General features: G+C 55.6%; 19 protein-coding genes. 4 read left to right on the top strand and 15 right to left on the bottom strand.

The window, feature by feature from the left end; all coding sequences use genetic code 11:
• Window positions 1-326 (top strand): hypothetical protein (locus HP566_RS16760; RefSeq protein ID WP_249978431.1); only part of this gene is annotated, 326 nt, incomplete at its 5' end.
• A 135-nt stretch (window positions 327-461) separates the two neighbouring features.
• Here the strand turns inward: HP566_RS16760 and tatC are convergent.
• From tatC to HP566_RS16695, 13 genes are all read right to left on the bottom strand, one after another.
• Window positions 462-1,247, bottom strand: coding sequence for a twin-arginine translocase subunit TatC (tatC, locus tag HP566_RS16755; RefSeq protein ID WP_249978430.1), 786 nt, complete (start codon window positions 1,245-1,247; stop codon window positions 462-464).
• Window positions 1,244-1,669, bottom strand: a complete 426-nt coding sequence (tatB, locus tag HP566_RS16750; RefSeq protein WP_249978429.1) for a Sec-independent protein translocase protein TatB — start codon at window positions 1,667-1,669, stop codon at window positions 1,244-1,246. The genes tatC and tatB overlap by 4 nt, the downstream gene beginning before the upstream one ends.
• 3 nt (window positions 1,670-1,672) lie before the next feature.
• A complete protein-coding gene (gene tatA / locus HP566_RS16745) occupies window positions 1,673-1,957 on the bottom strand; it encodes a Sec-independent protein translocase subunit TatA (RefSeq protein ID WP_249978427.1) in 285 nt (94 codons plus the stop codon).
• A gap of 79 nt (window positions 1,958-2,036) precedes the next feature.
• Entirely contained in the window at window positions 2,037-2,393 is a 357-nt protein-coding gene (locus tag HP566_RS16740) for a phosphoribosyl-ATP diphosphatase (protein WP_249978426.1), read from the bottom strand.
• 65 nt (window positions 2,394-2,458) lie between these two features.
• On the bottom strand, window positions 2,459-4,081 hold the full coding sequence (gene ubiB, locus HP566_RS16735) for a ubiquinone biosynthesis regulatory protein kinase UbiB (protein ID WP_249978425.1): 1,623 nt from the start codon (window positions 4,079-4,081) through the stop codon (window positions 2,459-2,461).
• Entirely contained in the window at window positions 4,078-4,728 is a 651-nt protein-coding gene (locus HP566_RS16730) for a ubiquinone biosynthesis accessory factor UbiJ (protein ID WP_249978424.1), read from the bottom strand. Before HP566_RS16730 ends, ubiB begins: the two co-directional genes overlap by 4 nt.
• Window positions 4,729-4,768: 40 nt before the next feature.
• Window positions 4,769-5,524, bottom strand: a complete 756-nt coding sequence (ubiE, locus tag HP566_RS16725) for a bifunctional demethylmenaquinone methyltransferase/2-methoxy-6-polyprenyl-1,4-benzoquinol methylase UbiE (protein WP_249978423.1) — start codon at window positions 5,522-5,524, stop codon at window positions 4,769-4,771.
• A gap of 121 nt (window positions 5,525-5,645) precedes the next feature.
• Window positions 5,646-6,029 carry a gamma-butyrobetaine hydroxylase-like domain-containing protein gene (locus tag HP566_RS16720; protein WP_249978422.1) on the bottom strand — a complete coding sequence of 128 codons (384 nt, stop codon included), beginning with the start codon at window positions 6,027-6,029 and terminating at the stop codon, window positions 5,646-5,648.
• A gap of 90 nt (window positions 6,030-6,119) precedes the next feature.
• Window positions 6,120-7,442, bottom strand: a complete 1,323-nt coding sequence (gene hslU, locus HP566_RS16715) for an ATP-dependent protease ATPase subunit HslU (RefSeq protein WP_249978417.1) — start codon at window positions 7,440-7,442, stop codon at window positions 6,120-6,122.
• 9 nt (window positions 7,443-7,451) lie between these two features.
• Entirely contained in the window at window positions 7,452-7,985 is a 534-nt protein-coding gene (hslV, locus tag HP566_RS16710) for an ATP-dependent protease subunit HslV (RefSeq protein ID WP_249978415.1), read from the bottom strand.
• Between the two features lie 175 nt (window positions 7,986-8,160).
• Complete coding sequence (locus tag HP566_RS16705) at window positions 8,161-8,877, bottom strand: SPOR domain-containing protein (protein ID WP_249978414.1); 717 nt, start codon at window positions 8,875-8,877, stop codon at window positions 8,161-8,163.
• 3 nt (window positions 8,878-8,880) lie between these two features.
• Window positions 8,881-10,566, bottom strand: coding sequence for an arginine--tRNA ligase (gene argS, locus HP566_RS16700; RefSeq protein ID WP_249978412.1), 1,686 nt, complete (start codon window positions 10,564-10,566; stop codon window positions 8,881-8,883).
• 146 nt (window positions 10,567-10,712) lie between these two features.
• A complete protein-coding gene (locus tag HP566_RS16695; protein ID WP_249978410.1) occupies window positions 10,713-13,094 on the bottom strand; it encodes a primosomal protein N' in 2,382 nt (793 codons plus the stop codon).
• A gap of 19 nt (window positions 13,095-13,113) precedes the next feature.
• Between HP566_RS16695 and rpmE the strand changes: the two genes are divergently transcribed.
• Both rpmE and HP566_RS16685 read left to right on the top strand, forming a co-directional pair.
• Window positions 13,114-13,329, top strand: a complete 216-nt coding sequence (rpmE, locus tag HP566_RS16690; RefSeq protein ID WP_249978409.1) for a 50S ribosomal protein L31 — start codon at window positions 13,114-13,116, stop codon at window positions 13,327-13,329.
• A 415-nt stretch (window positions 13,330-13,744) separates the two neighbouring features.
• Window positions 13,745-15,016 carry a malic enzyme-like NAD(P)-binding protein gene (locus tag HP566_RS16685; RefSeq protein WP_249978407.1) on the top strand — a complete coding sequence of 424 codons (1,272 nt, stop codon included), beginning with the start codon at window positions 13,745-13,747 and terminating at the stop codon, window positions 15,014-15,016.
• A gap of 71 nt (window positions 15,017-15,087) precedes the next feature.
• On the opposite strand, the gene HP566_RS16680 is transcribed toward HP566_RS16685, so the two are convergent.
• Complete coding sequence (locus HP566_RS16680) at window positions 15,088-15,909, bottom strand: acyl-CoA thioesterase (protein ID WP_249978406.1); 822 nt, start codon at window positions 15,907-15,909, stop codon at window positions 15,088-15,090.
• 110 nt (window positions 15,910-16,019) lie between these two features.
• Between HP566_RS16680 and tadA the strand changes: the two genes are divergently transcribed.
• Window positions 16,020-16,484 (top strand): tRNA adenosine(34) deaminase TadA, encoded by a 465-nt coding sequence (gene tadA / locus HP566_RS16675; RefSeq protein WP_340163086.1) that lies wholly within the window; start codon window positions 16,020-16,022, stop codon window positions 16,482-16,484.
• Here the strand turns inward: tadA and mltF are convergent.
• Entirely contained in the window at window positions 16,481-17,953 is a 1,473-nt protein-coding gene (mltF, locus tag HP566_RS16670; protein ID WP_249978404.1) for a membrane-bound lytic murein transglycosylase MltF, read from the bottom strand. The genes tadA and mltF overlap by 4 nt on opposite strands.
• Window positions 17,954-18,023 lie beyond the last annotated feature (70 nt).

The following is an 18,023-nucleotide window of genomic DNA, read 5'->3' as shown; positions in this document are numbered from 1 at the left end:
TCACCCGGCAGCTATATATTTCGCAGGTGTGTTGTTCGATGTTTGGTAGGGTGCCCGCTTGGCTGCGCCGCCCGCTGAACCTGCCAGCGACCGGCGAGGCGCTAAAGCGTAGAACCGGCGTTGAGGCGAGTCAGGCGGTGCACGGCCTGCGCACCGCGACGCAAGGCTTCCGCCAGTTTGAGATACCCACAGTGTCCGAGGCGATAACGCGCGTGGGGTTGGCCGCCAAACTCACCAGTATCGGCAGCGCCGTAGGGTTGGGCTGGATACCTACGCGACCCGTGACACTATCGCCGCCACCGCTACAACAGGACAGTGGTGGCTAGGCAGCATTCCATGGCAACAGCGGTGTCTGTAGGCTGACGTGTTGGCAAATATCAGCTTATAACTCTGTCTCAAGCCGTAGCTGTTTCACGCTGATCTGCGAAGAACCTTTTTTAAGGGTATCAACATATTCTTCGTTACTGACTTTCTTGCTCCTCGGCTTCGGCCTTGGCTTTGCGCTTGCGCACCAGACGCCCAAACAGCAATCCAACTTCGTAGAGCAGGTACATCGGAATGGCGAGCAGGCTTTGGGAGATGACATCAGGTGGTGTTAACAGCATGCCTACCACAAAACAGCCCAAAATGATGTAAGGACGCTTTTGGGAGAGACTTTCAACGGTGGTGGCGCCGGAAAGAATCAGTAGAAAGGTGGCAATGGGGATTTCAAACGCCACGCCAAACGCAAAAAACAGCTTAAGGACAAAATTCAGGTACTGATTAATATCGGTCATGACCGCCACGTTTTCCGGCCCGGTCTGTGTGAAGAACGCAAACAGCAGTGGGAAAACGATGTAATAGGCAAATGCTGCACCCGCGTAAAACAGCACAACACTGGAGGCCAGAATAGGGATGGCTAACGCTTTTTCATTATCGTAAAGTCCCGGTGCTACAAAGGCCCACGCCTGATGCAGGACAAACGGAATGGCAATAAATACCGCCACCACCAGCGTCAGTTTAAAAGGTGCCAGAAATGGTGATGCCACCTCCGTTGCAATCATCTGCGAACCTTCCGGCAACAGCGCCATCAGCGGCTCAGCGACAAAGCTATAGATGTCATTGGCAAAGGCGTAAAGGCCGAGAAAAATCACCAGAATGACAACCACGGACTTGATAAGACGCGACCTCAGCTCTATCAGATGCTCAATGAGAGGAGCTTGGCTTTGCTCGTTACGCGGCTCCTGTGAATCGCCAGACATACTCATTGGTGATTGCTATCCTTTTTAAGATCGGCCTTTTCAGGCTCTGCCTGCTCAGCATCTTCCCGTACCATTTGCAGTGCTTCATCCAACCGCTCGCTGGCACTGGCCACGCGCTGTTCGGTGTCGTTCTGCCTGGTGGCAGTGGGGGAGGTACTGGCAGAAGGTGAGTCCGTAATGCTCTCAACATCCTGTTTGGCTTTCTTTAAGCTTTCATCGAGTTTTTTGTGCTGCTCATTAAGCTTCTGACGCAGCTCCTCTGCTTCCAGTTGGGCGCTGATTTCGCGCTGCATGCCAGATACCGTACGCTTGATCTTACCGATCCAAAGACCGGCGGTACGGGCAGCTTTAGGCAGGCGTTCAGGGCCAAGCACCAATAGCGCGACGATACCGATAAGCACGAGTTCAAGGAAGCCGATATCCAGCATGGGTTATTTGCGCTCTTCGTTGCGTTCAGCTGCCTGAGCGTCCGCCACACGCTTCTCTTCGGCTTGAACGTCATAAGTGTTGCCAGCCTCGTCATGGCCTACCTTGGCCTGTGGTTGATCGGTGTCTTGTTTGTCACCATCTTTTTCCTCTTCGTGCATGGCCTTTTTAAAGCCTTTGACGGCGCCACCCAGGTCGGTGCCCACGTTACGTAGCTTTTTGGTGCCGAAAATCAGAATAATGATGCCCAGAACAATCAGCAGCTGCCAAATACTGATACCACCTAACATATGCATTTCCTCATCGGTACAGGTTGTCGTTGCGTACGGCAATGTGAAGACCTGCTATCGGGTATTCACCTGCCGGTTGTTATTGCGTGCGTGATGCTTTTTCATCATGGCCTGAAATACCAAAGCGTCGCGCCAGTTCATCTAAAACACACTGGTGATCCAATTCCAAATGCGAAAGCATCACCAGACTATGAAACCACAGGTCGGCTGTTTCAGCGATCAACGCTTTGCGCTCCGGAGCACCACCGTGTTCAGCATCTTTGGCTGCCAGTAACGTCTCGGTAGCTTCCTCCCCGATCTTTTCGAGTATCTTGTTCAAACCCTTATGATGCAAGGAGGCAACATAAGAATCTTCTGCTGATGCGTGGCGGCGCTGTTTTAATACCTCGGCCAGGGCGTCCAGTACGGAGGGCTGGTTGGCAGTCGTTGTGGTCATGTTGTTCCTTTTATCAGTCGGCAAGAGGTTTTCGTCAACAGGTGGCTACCACGTTGACACCTCTGTCATTGCCATAACAGCAGCAGTAAACCTACACCAGCAGCAGCCAAAACGGGCCATTCCTGAGCGGTTGCCCAGTTGCTTAGCGGCTGCCACGCCAGCGCTATGGCGACCAGAATCAGGCCAACGCGGAGCCGGTAGTGGCGTTTGCCTTGCCGTGTCAGCTGGCTGTGCATATTGGTGATGGCATTGGCCTGCTGGTGGCGCTGACGATGTTCATGCTCCATGCGGCTTAGTGCCTGGTGTGCCAATACCGGTAACTCAGGCAACTGATGGGAAAGCTCTGGTGCCTGGCGTTTCAACGATTCCCACAGCCCCCCAACACCGGCACGCTCCTTCATCCACTGCTCCAGATAGGGTTTGGCGGTGCTCCACAGATCCAGCTCAGGATACAGTTGTCGCCCCAAACCTTCGATATTGAGCAGGGTTTTTTGTAGCAGCACGAGCTGTGGTTGAACTTCCATATTAAAGCGCCGAGCGGTTTGAAACAGCCCCAGGAGCACCTGTCCGAAGGAGATATCTTTTAATGGCTTTTCCAGAATGGGCTCACATACTGTGCGAATGGCCGCGGCAAACTCGTTGGCGCGGGTATGCTCACCCACCCAGCCGGATTCAATGTGTAAGGCGGCAACTTCATAATAATCCTGATGGAAAAACGCCAGCAGGTTACGCGCCAGATAATCCTGGTCTTCTCTGGTCAGGCTGCCCACGATGCCACAGTCAATGGCAATATATTGCGGGTCTTCAGGGTTATCACAGTTAACGAAGATATTGCCTGGGTGCATATCAGCATGAAAGAAGTTATCACGGAAGACCTGGGTAAAAAATAGCTCTACGCCCCGCTCTGCAAGCTTTTTAAGGTTTGTGCCGCGTGCTACCAGGGAGTCCAGGTCCGCTACGGGGATGCCTCTGATACGTTCCTGTACCATGATATGGCGGCGGGTGTAGGACCAATAAATGGTAGGAACAAAGAGCAGCGGCGAATCCTTGAAGTTGCGCTTTAGCTGGGAGGTGTTGGCGGCTTCTTTGTAGAGATCCAGTTCATCAAACAGGGTTGCTTCATAGTCGCGGATCACTTCTACCGGGCGCAGTCGGCGGGCCTCGGGCACTTTAGCCAGCAACCTGGCCACCTGGTACATCAAGGCCATATCCTGGCGCATGATGCGATCAATGCCGGGGCGAATAATTTTCACCACGACCTCTTCACCGCTATGCAGGGTGGCGGCATGTACCTGAGCGATCGAGGCAGAGGCCAGAGGGACGTGATCAAAAGCGGCAAAGGCTTCTGATAATGACATCTCCAGCTCTTTTTCGACTCTGGCGGCTGCCTGCTCGCCAGGGAAGGGGGGCACCTGATCTTGAAGACGCTTTAACTCGTCGGAGATATCTTCAGGAAGTAAGTCGCGCCGGGTTGAGAGCATCTGGCCAAATTTTATAAAAATAGGCCCAAGGGCTTCCAGCGCCAACCTTAGCCGTTCGCCTCTTGAGCGGTGCCCGACAGGCACCAGACGCCAGGGTGAAAACCACATCAGGGTGCGCAGCCAAAGGGGCAGGCGTTCAGCCGGAATCAGGGTGTCCAAGCGGTGGCGTGTAATCACCCAGATAATTTTGAACAGCCGCAGGCTCATGGGCGCTGCTCCTTAGGTGTTACTTGGGTTAAGCGTCGGTGTAGGCGGTTTAGTCGGGCGGCTAAACGATCAGTGGCGACTTCAAGCTCTGTCAGATGATCACGTAGCACATCACGTTGCTGGCGACCGGGTAGTAGTCGAGCCTCTTCGACCACGTACTCGGTAACATCCTGGAGCAACTCATCTTTTGCCCTGATTCCCCAGCGTGCCACGCGCCGGAGACCCTCTGCCAGCGAGTGAGCGGGTATATCACCCAGCCAGCGTGCCATCTCGCCCTCCCAGTCGATATCAAGATCGAACAACAGGTCGCGAGTAGCTTCTACCAGGTGAGTGCGGCCGCGAACAGAGAGCTTGCCTTCAAACATTAAGCGTTCAATCGAGGCACCACTAAGCCACTCAGAGAAGGTTTCCGGGGTGAGCTCGATGATGGCGTCTACGTCGGTTTCATCCAGGTCGTCACCACGTAGCAGGTCGATGCCGGCATGGTGGTAGTGAAGCACCAACTGAAGATAGGGCTTTTCCAGCCTGACCAGTAAACGGCTGCCCGCCAGCGCCGAAAGCCGTGTCGGCGCAGCAGGGTCGCGGGCGAGTAGGGCGTTCAACGTGCGTTCACATCCGGCCAGCAGTAGGGTCGGGGTTACCAGCATGCTGACCTCTTGATCAGTAACGTCATGGTTTACAGTGACTTCATAGTTTGATGCCGCGGTGGAGTGCCACAATACCGCCGGTGAGATTGGTATATTCAACCCGCTCAAGGCCTGCGGCCTCCATCATGCCCTTCAGGGTTTCCTGGTCAGGGTGCATGCGAATGGATTCGGCCAGATAGCGATAGCTTTCTCCATCTCCGGCGACCCACTCACCCATTTTTGGCAGCAGCCGGAAGGAGTACTCATCGTAGGCCTTGGAGAGCAGCGGGTTTCTGGGCTTTGAAAACTCAAGAACCAGCAGACGGCCGCCGGGCTTGAGCACTCTGGCCATGGAACGCAGTGCGGCGTCTTTATCGGTGACGTTACGCAGTCCGAACGCGATGGTAATGCAATCGAAACTGTTGTCGGGGAATGGCAGGCATTCGGCATTGGCCTGGACATATTCAACGTTGCCCCCCACACCGTTATCCATTAGTTTGTCGCGGCCCACTTTCAGCATTGAGGCGTTGATATCAGCGAGTACCACTTTGCCGCGAGGGCCAACCAAACGTGCAAACTTGAGTGTCAGGTCACCGGTACCTCCAGCGATATCCAGCACGTGATGGCCTGGGCGAACGCCCGCACGCTCAATAGTCAGCCGTTTCCAAATGCGATGAATGCCCATGGACATCAGGTCGTTCATAACATCGTAGCGGGCGGCTACCGAATGGAAGACATCGGCCACCCGAGAGGCCTTTTCGTCAACGGGAACTTCCTGGTAACCAAAATGGGTAGTGCGCTTTTCCGTGGGGCTCATGGGGCTTTAGCTCCCGAGTTTGAGGCGATAATAGTCGACCAAAGGTCGTCGCATTAAAAAGATTGGCAATATTGTAGCCTTCTCTACCCCAATTTGTCTGCGCTTAGCCTGGGGCGCAGAGTCACAGCTGCTTGAATTGGATACTGGTGGGCTCCCGGGAGGCGCCCGCTGCGTCCAAACGCTGCAGGTAATTCTGCCAGTAGGCTGCTTGGTGCTGTGCGAGGTCGTAGAGGTAGTTCCAGCTGTAGAGGCCGCTATCGTGGCCATCGTCAAAGTGTAGTTTTAGGGCGTAATTGCCTGCCTGGGTAATGTTTTGCAAGCCGACATCTTTTTTACCCACCTGGAGGACGGCGCTATCACCACCATGACCACGGACTTCAGCCGAGGGTGAGTACACCCGCAACAACTCGATTGGCAGACGGTAAGTATCTCCGTTCGCATAACCCAGTTCCAGCTCGCGGGCCTGCTTGTGGTAGTGAACCCGTGTGGGGGTAGGGGCGTTCATGGACGGTATGACCTCATGACGATAAGTAGCAAAAACAGCTTGCCCGTGGAGAAGCGGGCAAGCTGTTGGGGGCTATACCACTAGTGGTGCTTACAAAATATAGCGCGATAGGTCTTCGTCGACAGCCAGTTCACCCAGTTGGGCGTTGACATAGTTGGCATCAATCACCAGGGGGCTGTCCATATCGCCACCCTTGAACGATGCCTCCTCCAGCAGCCGCTCCATCACTGTATGCAGGCGGCGGGCACCGATATTTTCAGTGCCTTCGTTAACCTGCCAGGATATTTCAGCAATGCGTTCGATGCCGTCTGGCGTAAACTCGACATCCAGCCCTTCAGTGGCCAGCAGGGCCTGATACTGTTTGGTTAGCGAGGCTGACGGCTCGGTGAGAATTCGTTTGAAGTCGCCCGGTGTCAGTGCATCCAGCTCAACACGGATTGGCAAGCGGCCCTGTAGCTCAGGGATGAGGTCCGATGGGCGTGACAAATGGAACGCCCCAGAGGCGATAAACAGAATATGATCGGTTTTAACCATGCCATATTTGGTTGATACGGTAGAGCCCTCAATCAGCGGCAGCAGGTCGCGTTGGACGCCTTCACGAGAGACTTCTCCTCCGCTGGACTGGCCACTGCCTTTGGCGACCTTATCGATCTCATCAAGGAAGACGATGCCGTGCTGTTCAACTGCTTCCACTGCACGGGCTTTGATCTCCTCTTCATTGACCAGCTTGCCCGCTTCTTCGTCACGCAGCAGAACTAATGCTTCCCTGACGGTAACACGGCGTTGCTCGCGCTTTTGCTGGCCCATATTGGAGAACAGACTTTGCAACTGGCTGGTCATCTCTTCCATGCCGGGCGGCGTCATAATATCGATGCCATGGGCTTGAGAGGAGATTTCGATATCGATCTCTTTGTCGTCAAGCTGGCCTTCGCGTAGTTTTTTACGGAAGGTTTGGCGTGTGCCGTTATCTTCCCGGGGCTTGTCTTCCTGGCCGCGGGGGGGCGGTAACAGCGCATCAAGCACGCGGTCTTCGGCGGCATCCTCGGCACGGTGCCCAACCTCCTCCTTGGCGTGCTCCCGGACCATTTTAATGGCGGCTTCCATGAGGTCGCGGATAATCGACTCAACGTCGCGGCCCACGTAGCCCACTTCGGTGAACTTAGTGGCCTCAACTTTAATAAACGGAGCCTTGGCAAGTTTGGCCAAACGGCGGGCAATCTCGGTTTTACCAACACCAGTGGGGCCAATCATCAGAATATTTTTCGGCGTCACTTCCGGGCGCAGCTCATCGTCCAACTGCATCCGCCGCCAGCGGTTACGCAGTGCAATGGCAACGGCACGCTTGGCATCCTGCTGACCGATAATGTACTGATCCAGGGCGTGAACAATTTCGCGGGGAGTCATCTGAGTCATAAGGAAGTCTCAACGTTCGTTGATGTTCAGCTCTTCGAGCGTCACGTGATGATTGGTGAATACGCAGATGTCACCGGCGATTTGGAGGGATTTTTCAGTGATTTCACGCGCGGAAAGGTCGGTATTTTCAAGCAGAGCGCGTGCGCTGGCCTGTGCGAAGTTGCCGCCGGAACCGATCGCGATAATGCCGCGTTCAGGCTCTACCACATCGCCATTGCCCGTGATGATGAGCGATGCGCTATGGTCAGCAACGGCAAGCAGCGCTTCCAGGCGACGCAAGGCGCGGTCGGTGCGCCAATCTTTAGCCAGTTCAACGGCTGCTTTGGTCAGGTGTCCCTGGTACTTTTCAAGTTGGGCCTCAAAACGTTCAAACAGTGTAAAGGCATCGGCGGTGCCACCTGCAAAGCCTGCTAACACTTTACCGCGATAGAGACGGCGTACTTTACTGGCATTACCCTTCATGACGGTATTGCCCAATGAAACCTGACCATCGCCTGCAAGGGCAACCTGATTACCGCGGCGAACGGATACAATAGTGGTCATGGAGATAACTCCTTGGGGGAGACACGCTCCCGATGACTGACCGGCCGAGTCACACGGCCACAAAAAAAAGCGATTCACAACAAAGTGCGGGCAGCTGATAAAAAATCAACCGCCCGCAAGAGCAATACCGGTAGATAAACGGTAACAACAGCGTGTCAGTCTGCCCTTGAACTGACTAGTTCTGTAGCTGGATCAGCAGAGGCTCAATGCCCTGGGTACTCATAAGATCCTGGGCGCGGTTAAGCTCGCGGGTGTCTTCGTACGGTCCGACCTGTACCCGATGCCAGGTATCACCGTTAGCCTGCACCTCACTGATTTGTGCCAACAAGCTCAGGTTTCGCAGGCGGCTACGCAACTGTTCAGCATCGCTAAGCTCGCGAAAAGAGGCGGCCTGTAGCATATAGCGATTTGGCGTGCTGGTGCTGGCAGGGGACTGCTGTACCGTCGAGGCCTGCTCTTCAGGGCGCATATTGGCCGCAATAACCTGGGCGATGGGGTCATCAGCTGGGCTGTCAGCAGGTGGTTCAGGGGCCTCTGGGCGGTTGACGTTGGAAGGGAGTGACACGCCAGGGGCAATGACCTCTGTTTCCGGTAAGAGCGTATAGAACTCAAAGGTGGGCATCGCGGGTTCTGCGGCACCTTCGGTTTGACGGGCGGCGCTGCGTTCGTCGCTACCAGACGGTTTCGGCAGTACGGTCGCCTGTGGTGTTGTCGAGCTCTGCTCCTGCCAGGGAGCCGTGCCGTGCTGGTGTTGCGCCAGGAAAAAACCTGCGGCTACCCCGGCAATCCCCCACAGCCAGCCAGGAATGCGGAATCCTCCACCGGAGCGACGGGAGGTTTTGCGCTGTGAGGTGGCGCCTCGGCGGGCAGGCTTCTTACGTGGACTGGCCATGAATTACATCTCCTCTGGGGCGCTAACCCCCATGAGGTCGAGACCGTTACGCAGCACTTGCCGGGTCGCCAACCCCAGGGCCAGACGCGTGTTGCGCAGCGTGTCGTCATCCACCATCACTTTTACCGCGTTATAGCAGGTGTGGAAATCACCGGCCAGATCCAGCAAATACTGGGCAACCTGTTGGGGTTCGCGGTTTTTGGTGGCATTTTCGACCACTTCGGGGTAGCGCGCCAGGCGGTTAAGTACGGCTTTTTCCTGGTCGCTATCCAGCATGGCCAGATTAGCCAGTGCCAGGCCATGGTTGAATGGCTGACCTGCATCTTCGGCCTTGCGCAGCATACTGCAGACTCGTGCATGAGCGTACTGAATATAGTACACCGGGTTGTCGTTCGACTGGGAGCGGGCCAGGTCGATATCAAAGGTAAGCTGCGAATCTGCTCGGCGGGCGGCCAGAAAGAAGCGAGTGGCATCGCGCCCCACTTCGTCAATCAGGTCGCGAACCGTCACATAGCTGCCAGCCCGCTTCGAGAGTTTAACTTCGACGCCAGAGCGGGTCACCATCACCATTTGGTGAAGGACGTAATCGGGCCAGCCTTGGGGAATCCCCACTTCCAGCGCCTGAAGGCCGGCGCGGACCCGGGTAACGGTGGAGTGGTGGTCGGCACCCTGTTCATTAATGACCGTTTTAAAGCCACGCTGCCATTTGTTGAGATGGTAGGCCACATCCGGTAGGAAATAGGTATAGCCGCCTTCCCGCTTGCGCATGACACGGTCTTTGTCGTCTCCGAAGTCGGTGGTGCGCAGCCACATGGCACCCTCTTCTTCATAGGTGTGGCCGTTAGCCACCAGCTTTTTGACGGTGGCGTCTACGTTACCATTCTGGTAAAGGGATGATTCCAGGAAGTAGACGTCAAACTCAACGCCGAAGGCTTTGAGGTCTAAATCCTGCTCCCGACGCAGCCAGGCAACGGCAAAGGCCTGGATGGCGTCCAGGTTGTTAGGGTCGGCCTTGGCGGTCACTTCACGGTCATCAGCGGTAACCGTCTTTCCTGCCATGTAGTCGTTAGCCACATCAATAATGTATTCCCCGCGGTAGCCGTCTTCCGGCCAACTGGCGTCGTCAGGGCCAAGACCTTTGGCGCGGGCCTGCACTGAGAGTGCCAGATTTTTGATCTGGGCACCGGCATCATTGTAGTAAAACTCACGTGTCACATCGTAGCCGGTGGCTTCCAGTAACCGGCACAGGCAGTCACCAATGGCTGCACCGCGGCCATGGCCTACATGCAGGGGGCCGGTGGGATTGGCGGAAACAAACTCCACCTGCACCTTTTGACCTTTACCGATCAGGCTGCGTCCGAATGCATCACCGCTATCGAGTACCTGAGCGACGATTTGTGCGGCTGCATCTGTGGCGGCAAAAAAATTGATAAAGCCAGGGCCTGCGATGTCCGTCTTTTGAATCGCATTACTTTCTGGCAGCGCCGCGACCAGTAGGTCAGCGAGTTCCCGCGGTTTCATGCCGGCAGGTTTCGCCAGCATCAGTGCCAGGTTGGTGGCGTAGTCACCGTGGGCTTTATCTTTGGTTGGATCAACCTTGATGGAAGGCTGTAAATCGTCGGGCAGCACGCCTTGGTGCTTGAGCGCGGTAATGGCGCCTTCGAGCAGAGAAATAATCGTGTCTTTCATCGAAATATCCGGATGTCGTCAGTGGCGGCGTGTGCATGCGCGCGTTGTGTATGCAGCGGCAAAACGGTCATTATCGGCAATTGGCGCGCAGTTTCAAAGCTGTATTGCTTTGCAGGGTCTTGCAGACGCTACCGGGTAGTGAGTCGTTAAGCGAGGCTCTGCGGGTCAATATCAATCGACCAGCGGACTTTGCGGGCTTCCCGGTTGGCTTCCAGCCATTGTACCAGCCAGTTGGCTGCGGCATGCCGTTGGCTGCGTTTATCTGCGGCCAGCATGATGTGAATATGGTAACGGTTTTGGCGCCTTTCCATAGGGGCGGGCACCGGGCCCAGACAGCGCACGGGCAGATTGGCCGCTTTCAGCCATTGGCGAAGCGCCTGGGCGGCTTGCTGTGCCAGGGCAAGTGCCGCTTCTTCCCTGGGACTCTCAAAGCGCAGCAGGGCCATAAAGCAGAAGGGCGGTAGTTTGGCGATTCTCCTCTCTTCCAGCAGGTTGCGTGCCAGTGCACTGTAGCCATGTTCTGCCAGCTGACCCAGGTGAGGGTCATCAGGGTGCAGGGTTTGTACGAGTACCCGCCCTGGGTGAGCGGCGCGCCCAGCCCGGCCGGCCACCTGCTCAAGAAGTTGGGCGCTGTGTTCAAGTGCCCGGAAGTCGGCAGCATACAGGCCACCATCGGCATTAACGACGACCACCAGGGTGACATGGGGCAGGTGGTGCCCTTTGGCCAGCATCTGGGTTCCTACCAGTAAGCAGGGCTCGCCTCGTTGAATCTCTTTCAGCAGTTGCTCAAAACTATCTTTCCTGCGTGTGCTGTCGCGGTCGATACGGTGCACGGTCACGTTAGGGAACAGGCCCTGAAGCGTTTCCTCGGTGCGTTCGGTGCCGCTTCCCAGTGCACGTAAATCACCGCTGCCGCAGTCTGGACAGGCATCTGGCAAAGCGCGGCGACTGTCACAATGGTGGCATGCCAGCAGCGATGGCTGACGATGCAGCGTCATTCGTGAGTCACACTGGTTGCATTCGGCGATCCAACCGCAACCATGGCAGGCCAGGGTGGGGGCAAAACCACGCCGGTTGATGAAAATCAGTACTTGTTTGCCCGCCTTCAAGGTACTTTTGATCGCCCTGATAGCACCTGGTAGTAACCCGCCCTGGCGGCGTTGATGGCGCAGGTCAATCAACTCCAGTTTGGCAGGTGGGTGACGGCTGGGGCGCTGAGTGAGGCGCAGGTGACGATAAGCCCCGGCAAGTGCCTGTTGCAAGCTCTCAAAGGAGGGTGTTGCACTACCCAGCAACAGAGGGATGTTGTGGTAGTGGGCTCTGGCGACGGCCAGATCACGGGCGTGGTAGCGTAGTCCATCGTGTTGCTTGTAAGAGCCGTCATGCTCCTCATCCACAATGATGGCCCCAGGGTTCGCCAGTGGAGTGAAAATCGCCGAGCGGGTACCAATGATGACCAGTGCTCGTCCATTGGCTGCGGCTTCCCAAACGTCCAGGCGTTCTGGGTCGGTAAGGCCGGAGTGCAGGGCGACAACCGGCACCCGAAAGCGGCTTCTAAAGCGTGCCAGTGTCTGGGGGGTCAGGCCGATCTCCGGTACCAGCACCAGCGACTGTTTGCCCTTCGCGGCAAGCGCCTCGATCAGTTGGAGATAAATTTCGGTCTTGCCGCTGCCGGTCACCCCCTCCAGTAGGCAAGGGTGGTAGCCATCGAGTTTCTCATGCAGTACGGCAAGTGCTGTCGCCTGTTCACGGTTAAGAGGCAGCGACGGGGAGGCCAGCAGGTTACCGCTGGCCGGTTGTGGAGCGGTCAGAATTACCTCTTGTGAGTGGGCAAAGCCTTTTTTCTGCAGTGCCAGCAGTTGATCGCGGGTAAAGCCATGAGCACTGATGGCGCGGCCGGGCAGGCCATGGGGATGCTGGCGTAGTAGCGCATAAAGTTCCGCTTGTTTCGGGGCGCGCTGTAGCTGTGTGACGTCATGGGTTTCAACCGGTAGCCACAGGGTTTGTGTACGCCCAGCCATGGGGTGCCCCTGGCGTAGCCGTGCTGGCATGGCTAGTTGCATGGTGTCGCCCAGGCTGTGCTGGTAGTAGCGGGCGGCGAAGTGGCAAAGCCACTGCCAGTCGCCTGGCAGTGGCGCATCATCCAGGACCTCACTAATGGATTTCAACTGGGTACGCGGCAGTTCACTGCCATAGGCTAGCTCTGCCACAATGCCGATCACTTCCCGACGACCGAACGGTACACGTACCCTGAGCCCTGGTTGCCAGCCGCAGGTGGGGGTTGGATGAGCGGGCAGATAATCAAACAAACGTCGCAGCGGCGACGGCAGGGCGACTCTCAGCACCTTAAATGGTGCAGACGGCCCTTGAGCGTGGGTCTGGGAAGAAAAAGTGTCAGACAATTGGCCTCCGGCGATTAGTTTGCTAGAATGCGCGGCCGCTCTGAATCTATATGATGGAGCGTGTAACCGGTTAGCAGTTTTTTCAAACCCGTATGCGGTGCCTGGCAGCGGATCAGGTGGCGGCATATAGCTCGTGAGGCTCAAGATGAAACAAGGTATCCACCCGAATTACAACACGGTCACCGCCAACTGCTCTTGCGGTGCAAGCTTCCAGGTCGGTTCTACTTCTGGACAGAACTTCTCTCTGGATGTGTGCTCCAACTGCCACCCGTTCTACACAGGTAAGCAGAAACAAGCGACCACCGGTGGCCGCGTAGAACGCTTCAACAAGCGTTTCGGCGCTGCTGTCAAGCGCGGCTAATCCTAGCGGATTTTGCCTGTCTCAGGCACGGAATGTGTCTTGCTCAAAAGCCCACGCCCCGGCGTGGGTTTTTTGTTCTCACTACTGAATCATCTCTCCCTCGGTGTTTTAAGCTGTTGTGTTTCCGCCGCCATTTGTTTTCCACAGCCACTTTATCCTTACAGGTTGTGGAAAACAGATCGCTACATTCCTGGAATGAATTTCCAATAAATACTGCATTGCATCAATAAGTAAACCGTTATGACTAATGCGTTGAAGCATAAGTTGCAGTAAATGACTCTGAAAAGTTACGAATATGAGCGAAAAGTCGTTAAAACGGACGTTTTGTTGATAGGTTGACTGCGTGCTTGAGGCGCTTGGAGTTTTTCTATATTCTGACCTGACTTATCTACTTTAGACTCATTGGACCCTAATCATGACGGATGCAAATAAGCAGGCAGCTCTGGATTATCACGCTAAACCTATTCCCGGTAAGCTTTCAGTGGAGTTAACCAAACCCACTGCGACTGCACGGGATTTGGCGCTTGCGTATAGCCCGGGCGTTGCTGAGCCGGTTCGCGAAATTGCCCGCGAGGCGGAGAATGCTTACCGCTATACCGGCAAGGGTAATCTGGTGGCTGTGATTTCTGATGGCAGCGCGATTTTAGGTCTTGGTAACCTTGGTCCGCTGGCTAGCAAGCCCGTTATGGAAGGGAAGGGCGTCCTGTTTAAATGTTTTGCAGGTATTAATTCTGTCGATATCGAAGTGGATGCTGAAAGCCCCCAGGCGTTTATCGATACCGTCGCCCGTATTGCCGATACCTGGGGTGGCATCAACCTGGAAGATATCAAGGCACCTGAGTGTTTTGAAATTGAAAAAGCCTTAATCGAACGCTGTACTATTCCTGTATTTCATGATGACCAGCACGGTACCGCTATTGTGACGGCTGCCGGTATGCTCAATGCGCTGGAAATTGCTGGCAAAGCGATCGAAAATGTGAAGATCGTCTGTATGGGGGCCGGTGCAGCGGCGATTGCCTGTATGCGTTTGTTGGTTGCCTGTGGTGCCAAAAAAGAGAACCTGGTAATGCTTGATCGTCGCGGAGTCATCCATAGCCACCGTGAAGGTATCAACGAGTACAAGGCTGAGTTCGCCCGTGACACGGATATGCGTACCCTGGATGATGCCATCGATGGCGCGGATGTGTTTGTCGGCCTTTCTGGTCCCGGCCTGCTGTCTGCCGATCAGGTCAAGAAAATGGCTGCAGATCCGGTGATTTTTGCCTGCACCAACCCCGACCCTGAAATTCATCCTGATGTAGCCCGTGAGGCGCGCCCTGATGTGATCATGGCTACTGGCCGCTCGGACTTTCCTAACCAGGTGAATAATGTGCTGGGCTTCCCGTTTATTTTCCGGGGTGCTCTGGATGTACGGGCAACACGCATCAACGAAGCGATGAAGCTGGCGGCAGTGCATGCGTTGAAAGATCTGGCCCGCGAGCCGGTGCCTCAGGAAGTGTTGAATGCTTATGAGCGCACCGAAATGAGTTTCGGTCGTGAATACATTATTCCCACGCCGGTGGATGTCCGCCTGCTGGAGCGTGTTTCCTCCGCGGTTGCTCAGGCTGCGGTTGACTCAGGTGTGGCGCGCAAACCCTACCCGGCGCATTACCCGCTGAAAACGATCAACGATGTTTATGGTGGCTAAGTAACCGCATTTTGGTTTGTTGTGCCCGCGCCCGCTTGATTAGCGGGCGCGGGCATTTTAAGCGGTGTGCTTTACTTCTGCTGGGAATAGCGGGTAAGTCCTTCCTGTGCTGTCGAGGCGATCAAGCGCCCATCCCGCTGATAGATGTGCCCACGTGCCAGCCCCCGTGCGCCGCCCGCCCAGGGGGAGTCGATCACGTAAAGCAGCCATTCATCCAGGCGGGTGTCTTCATGCAGCCATAGTGCATGGTCAAGGCTGGCGATGCGCAGCTTAGGGTCTGCGTACTGAATGCCGTGAGGGATTAACCCCGTGGTCAGTAGGTTGAAGTCTGATGCATAGGAGAGCAAATGGCGATGCAGTGCCGGGTTATCCGGCAGCGTACCACCGATGCGAAACCATAGGCACTGTCCAGCAGGAGCGCCATTGTCCGGGTTGTCCGGCAGGTGCAAAAACTCGACTGGATGGCCGGGGAAACGGGCATGTTTAGCGTCTCCAGCGTCGATAAGTGCTTCTGGAGAGAGCACTTCGGGCATGGCTCGCTGGTGACTAAAGCTCTCTTCTTCACTTTGAAATGAGGCGCTACAGAAAAAAATGGGACGCCCTTTTTGGATTGCTGTGACTCGTCGGGTGGTGAAACTTCCGCCGTCGCGTATGGTGTCCACCTGGTAAACCACTGGCCGATGGGGGTCACCCGGACGCAGGAAATAGCCATGCTGGGAGTGAGGGCGGCGCTCTTCAGGCACGGTGCGGGCTGCTGCAGCCAGGGCCTGACCCAATACCTGGCCACCGTAAAGTTGGGGAAAACCAAGATCCTGACTTTGGCCTCGAAACAGTGTCTCTTCGAGTGTCTCCAACTCTAGTAAACTTACCAGCGTATTCAGCGCATCATTCATTCTCGGTATCCTTGGTGCTATCTATTCGTCGCCGATGATCGCAAGTGTACCCTATACGGCTATTTAGTTATTAAAACGATTGTTTTGCTACCTTAGCGGAGTTTGCCTTGATACGCAGCGATGAATTTTACATGCATCGAGCACTCGACCAGGCTCACCTTGCCCTGGCGGCGGGGGAGGTGCCAGTGGGGGCTGTGGTTGTTGATGCCCAGGGAAGTGTGGTCGGGGTCGGGCAGAATGCCCCGGTGGAAAGCTGTGACCCCAGTGGCCATGCAGAGATACGTGCCCTGCGTGAGGCAGGAGCGCAGTTGGGCAACTATCGGTTGGAGGGCTGCACACTGTTTGTGACGCTGGAGCCGTGCATGATGTGTGCGGGGGCGATCGTGCATGCCCGGCTAAGCAGGTTGGTCTATGGTGCTGCGGAGCCACGCACCGGGATGGTGGAGTCCAAGGCCAATCTGCTGGTCCAGCCGTGGTTTAACCATCAGGTGGCCGTTACCGGGGGGGTATTGGCGGTACCTTCGAAAAAGCTGTTGAAGAATTTTTTTGCTGCCAGACGTTCAGGCACCTGCTAAATGCCCTGCTCAATGGGGGGGATTAAGTCAAACAACAATGGTGGCTCATCGCTGTCTGGTGTCTGCTCCAATTGAAAAAACTGCAGCCGACTTCGTTCAACGTATTCAATCATTTCATAGTAGCGGCGAATGTTGCGCACATAAATCACCGGCTCACCTCCACGGGCATAGCCGTGCCGGGTCTGACTGTGCCATTCGCGCTGCTGAAGCAGGGGTAATGTCGCACGTACATCCTGCCAGCTATTAGGGTCTCCGTCATTGTCTTCAGCAATCTTGCGGGCATCGTAAAGGTGCCCCAGGCCCACATTATAAGCGGCCATGGCCATATACAGGCGATCTTCCCCGGTAATGCTTTGGGGTAAGCGGTCTTTGATACTGCGCAGATAGCGGGCGCCTCCATCGATACTTTGCGCCGGATCAGTTCGATCGGCAATGCCCATTTCACTGGCTGTAGGATTGGTGAGCATCATTAAGCCGCGAACGCCAGTGGGGGACACCGCATTGGGATCCCAATGCGATTCCTGATAACCCACCGCAGCCAGCAGTTTCCAATCAAATCCTGTCTCTTGGGCTGCTTGCTTAAAAAGATCGGTAAATGCAGGCAGTCGCTCATCAAGGTGGGCCAGGAAGGTGCGGGTTCCCACATACTCCAGATAGTCGTCATGGCCAAAGTAGCGGTTTACCAAATGCTCCAGAGTGCCGTTTTCCTGTAGCTCCTGTAAAAATTGATTAGCGGCTTCCAGCAGCCCCAGGCCTCGTCCACTGGGTACTGCCCATGCCATGGAAAGGGCATCGCCTAGATAGAAGCCTCGTTCCACATTAGGGAAAAACAGTCGGTTAAGACGAAATTGGTGGTCAAAAATAACGGCCGCATCCAGTGTTCCGTTTTCAACCCGAGCCAAGAGTTCGGCGACTTCCAGCTCTTGGGACTCCTTCCAACTGAGTTCGGGGTGGTCGCGTTGCAGTGTCAGCAGAGCCTGGCTGGTACCTGCACCGCTGAGCGTGCCAATGTCGAGGCCAATCAGGTCTTCAGGAGTGGTGATGCCAGTTAAGCCTCGGCGATAAACCACCAGTGGCTGCATTTGAATGATCGGACGCGTGTAATGAATGCCGGGAGTGTCTGACAGCAAAGGCAGTGCCGCTGCCCCTAGATCGCCCTGGCTACGGACGGCTGGAAGCACGCTGTCGGGGTGGTGGCTGGCATTGAGGTTCAGGCTGACTCCCAGGTAGTCAGCAAAACGGTGCATCAGTTCGTATTCAAACCCCGTTGGCCCCTGCCGGCCTTCATAATAGGTAGTGGGGGTATTGCGGGTATGCACAGTGATAAAATCTTTTGCTTTGATTTGCGTAAGATGTTCTCCCGGTGGGACCCAGGCAAGTGTCGGGATCATTACCAGTACAACGGTTGCCGCTAACGCTAAATAGGCGCTTGTATAGGTAATAAAATGTCGGTAAATCAACGTCAGCATGGCGTCTGTTCGGAATGAAACAAGCTGCCACGATACCCAGCCTTGAAGAAGCTGTCACCTTGTTGATTTC

The sequence above is a fragment of the Vreelandella olivaria genome (assembly GCF_023507745.1).
GTDB classification, from domain to species: domain Bacteria; phylum Pseudomonadota; class Gammaproteobacteria; order Pseudomonadales; family Halomonadaceae; genus Vreelandella; species Vreelandella olivaria_A.
Note: the sequence above shows the minus strand (reverse complement) of the source record. Positions and strands in the feature narration are given on the sequence as shown.

What these genes read in the sequence shown, in the direction of transcription:
- tatC (WP_249978430.1), bottom strand. Translation starts at nt 1,247, where the DNA reads ATGAGTATGTCTGGCGATTCACAGGAGCCGCGTAACGAGCAAAGCCAA.
- mltF (WP_249978404.1), bottom strand. Translation starts at nt 17,953, where the DNA reads ATGCTGACGTTGATTTACCGACATTTTATTACCTATACAAGCGCCTAT.
- HP566_RS16740 (WP_249978426.1), bottom strand. Translation starts at nt 2,393, where the DNA reads ATGACCACAACGACTGCCAACCAGCCCTCCGTACTGGACGCCCTGGCC.
- HP566_RS16680 (WP_249978406.1), bottom strand. Translation starts at nt 15,909, where the DNA reads ATGAATGATGCGCTGAATACGCTGGTAAGTTTACTAGAGTTGGAGACA.
- hslV (WP_249978415.1), bottom strand. Translation starts at nt 7,985, where the DNA reads ATGACCACTATTGTATCCGTTCGCCGCGGTAATCAGGTTGCCCTTGCA.
- tatB (WP_249978429.1), bottom strand. Translation starts at nt 1,669, where the DNA reads ATGCTGGATATCGGCTTCCTTGAACTCGTGCTTATCGGTATCGTCGCG.
- ubiE (WP_249978423.1), bottom strand. Translation starts at nt 5,524, where the DNA reads ATGAGCCCCACGGAAAAGCGCACTACCCATTTTGGTTACCAGGAAGTT.
- HP566_RS16695 (WP_249978410.1), bottom strand. Translation starts at nt 13,094, where the DNA reads ATGCCGCCACCTGATCCGCTGCCAGGCACCGCATACGGGTTTGAAAAA.
- tatA (WP_249978427.1), bottom strand. Translation starts at nt 1,957, where the DNA reads ATGTTAGGTGGTATCAGTATTTGGCAGCTGCTGATTGTTCTGGGCATC.
- HP566_RS16705 (WP_249978414.1), bottom strand. Translation starts at nt 8,877, where the DNA reads ATGGCCAGTCCACGTAAGAAGCCTGCCCGCCGAGGCGCCACCTCACAG.
- rpmE (WP_249978409.1), top strand. Translation starts at nt 13,114, where the DNA reads ATGAAACAAGGTATCCACCCGAATTACAACACGGTCACCGCCAACTGC.
- HP566_RS16720 (WP_249978422.1), bottom strand. Translation starts at nt 6,029, where the DNA reads ATGAACGCCCCTACCCCCACACGGGTTCACTACCACAAGCAGGCCCGC.
- HP566_RS16685 (WP_249978407.1), top strand. Translation starts at nt 13,745, where the DNA reads ATGACGGATGCAAATAAGCAGGCAGCTCTGGATTATCACGCTAAACCT.
- ubiB (WP_249978425.1), bottom strand. Translation starts at nt 4,081, where the DNA reads ATGAGCCTGCGGCTGTTCAAAATTATCTGGGTGATTACACGCCACCGC.
- argS (WP_249978412.1), bottom strand. Translation starts at nt 10,566, where the DNA reads ATGAAAGACACGATTATTTCTCTGCTCGAAGGCGCCATTACCGCGCTC.
- hslU (WP_249978417.1), bottom strand. Translation starts at nt 7,442, where the DNA reads ATGACTCAGATGACTCCCCGCGAAATTGTTCACGCCCTGGATCAGTAC.
- HP566_RS16730 (WP_249978424.1), bottom strand. Translation starts at nt 4,728, where the DNA reads ATGCTGGTAACCCCGACCCTACTGCTGGCCGGATGTGAACGCACGTTG.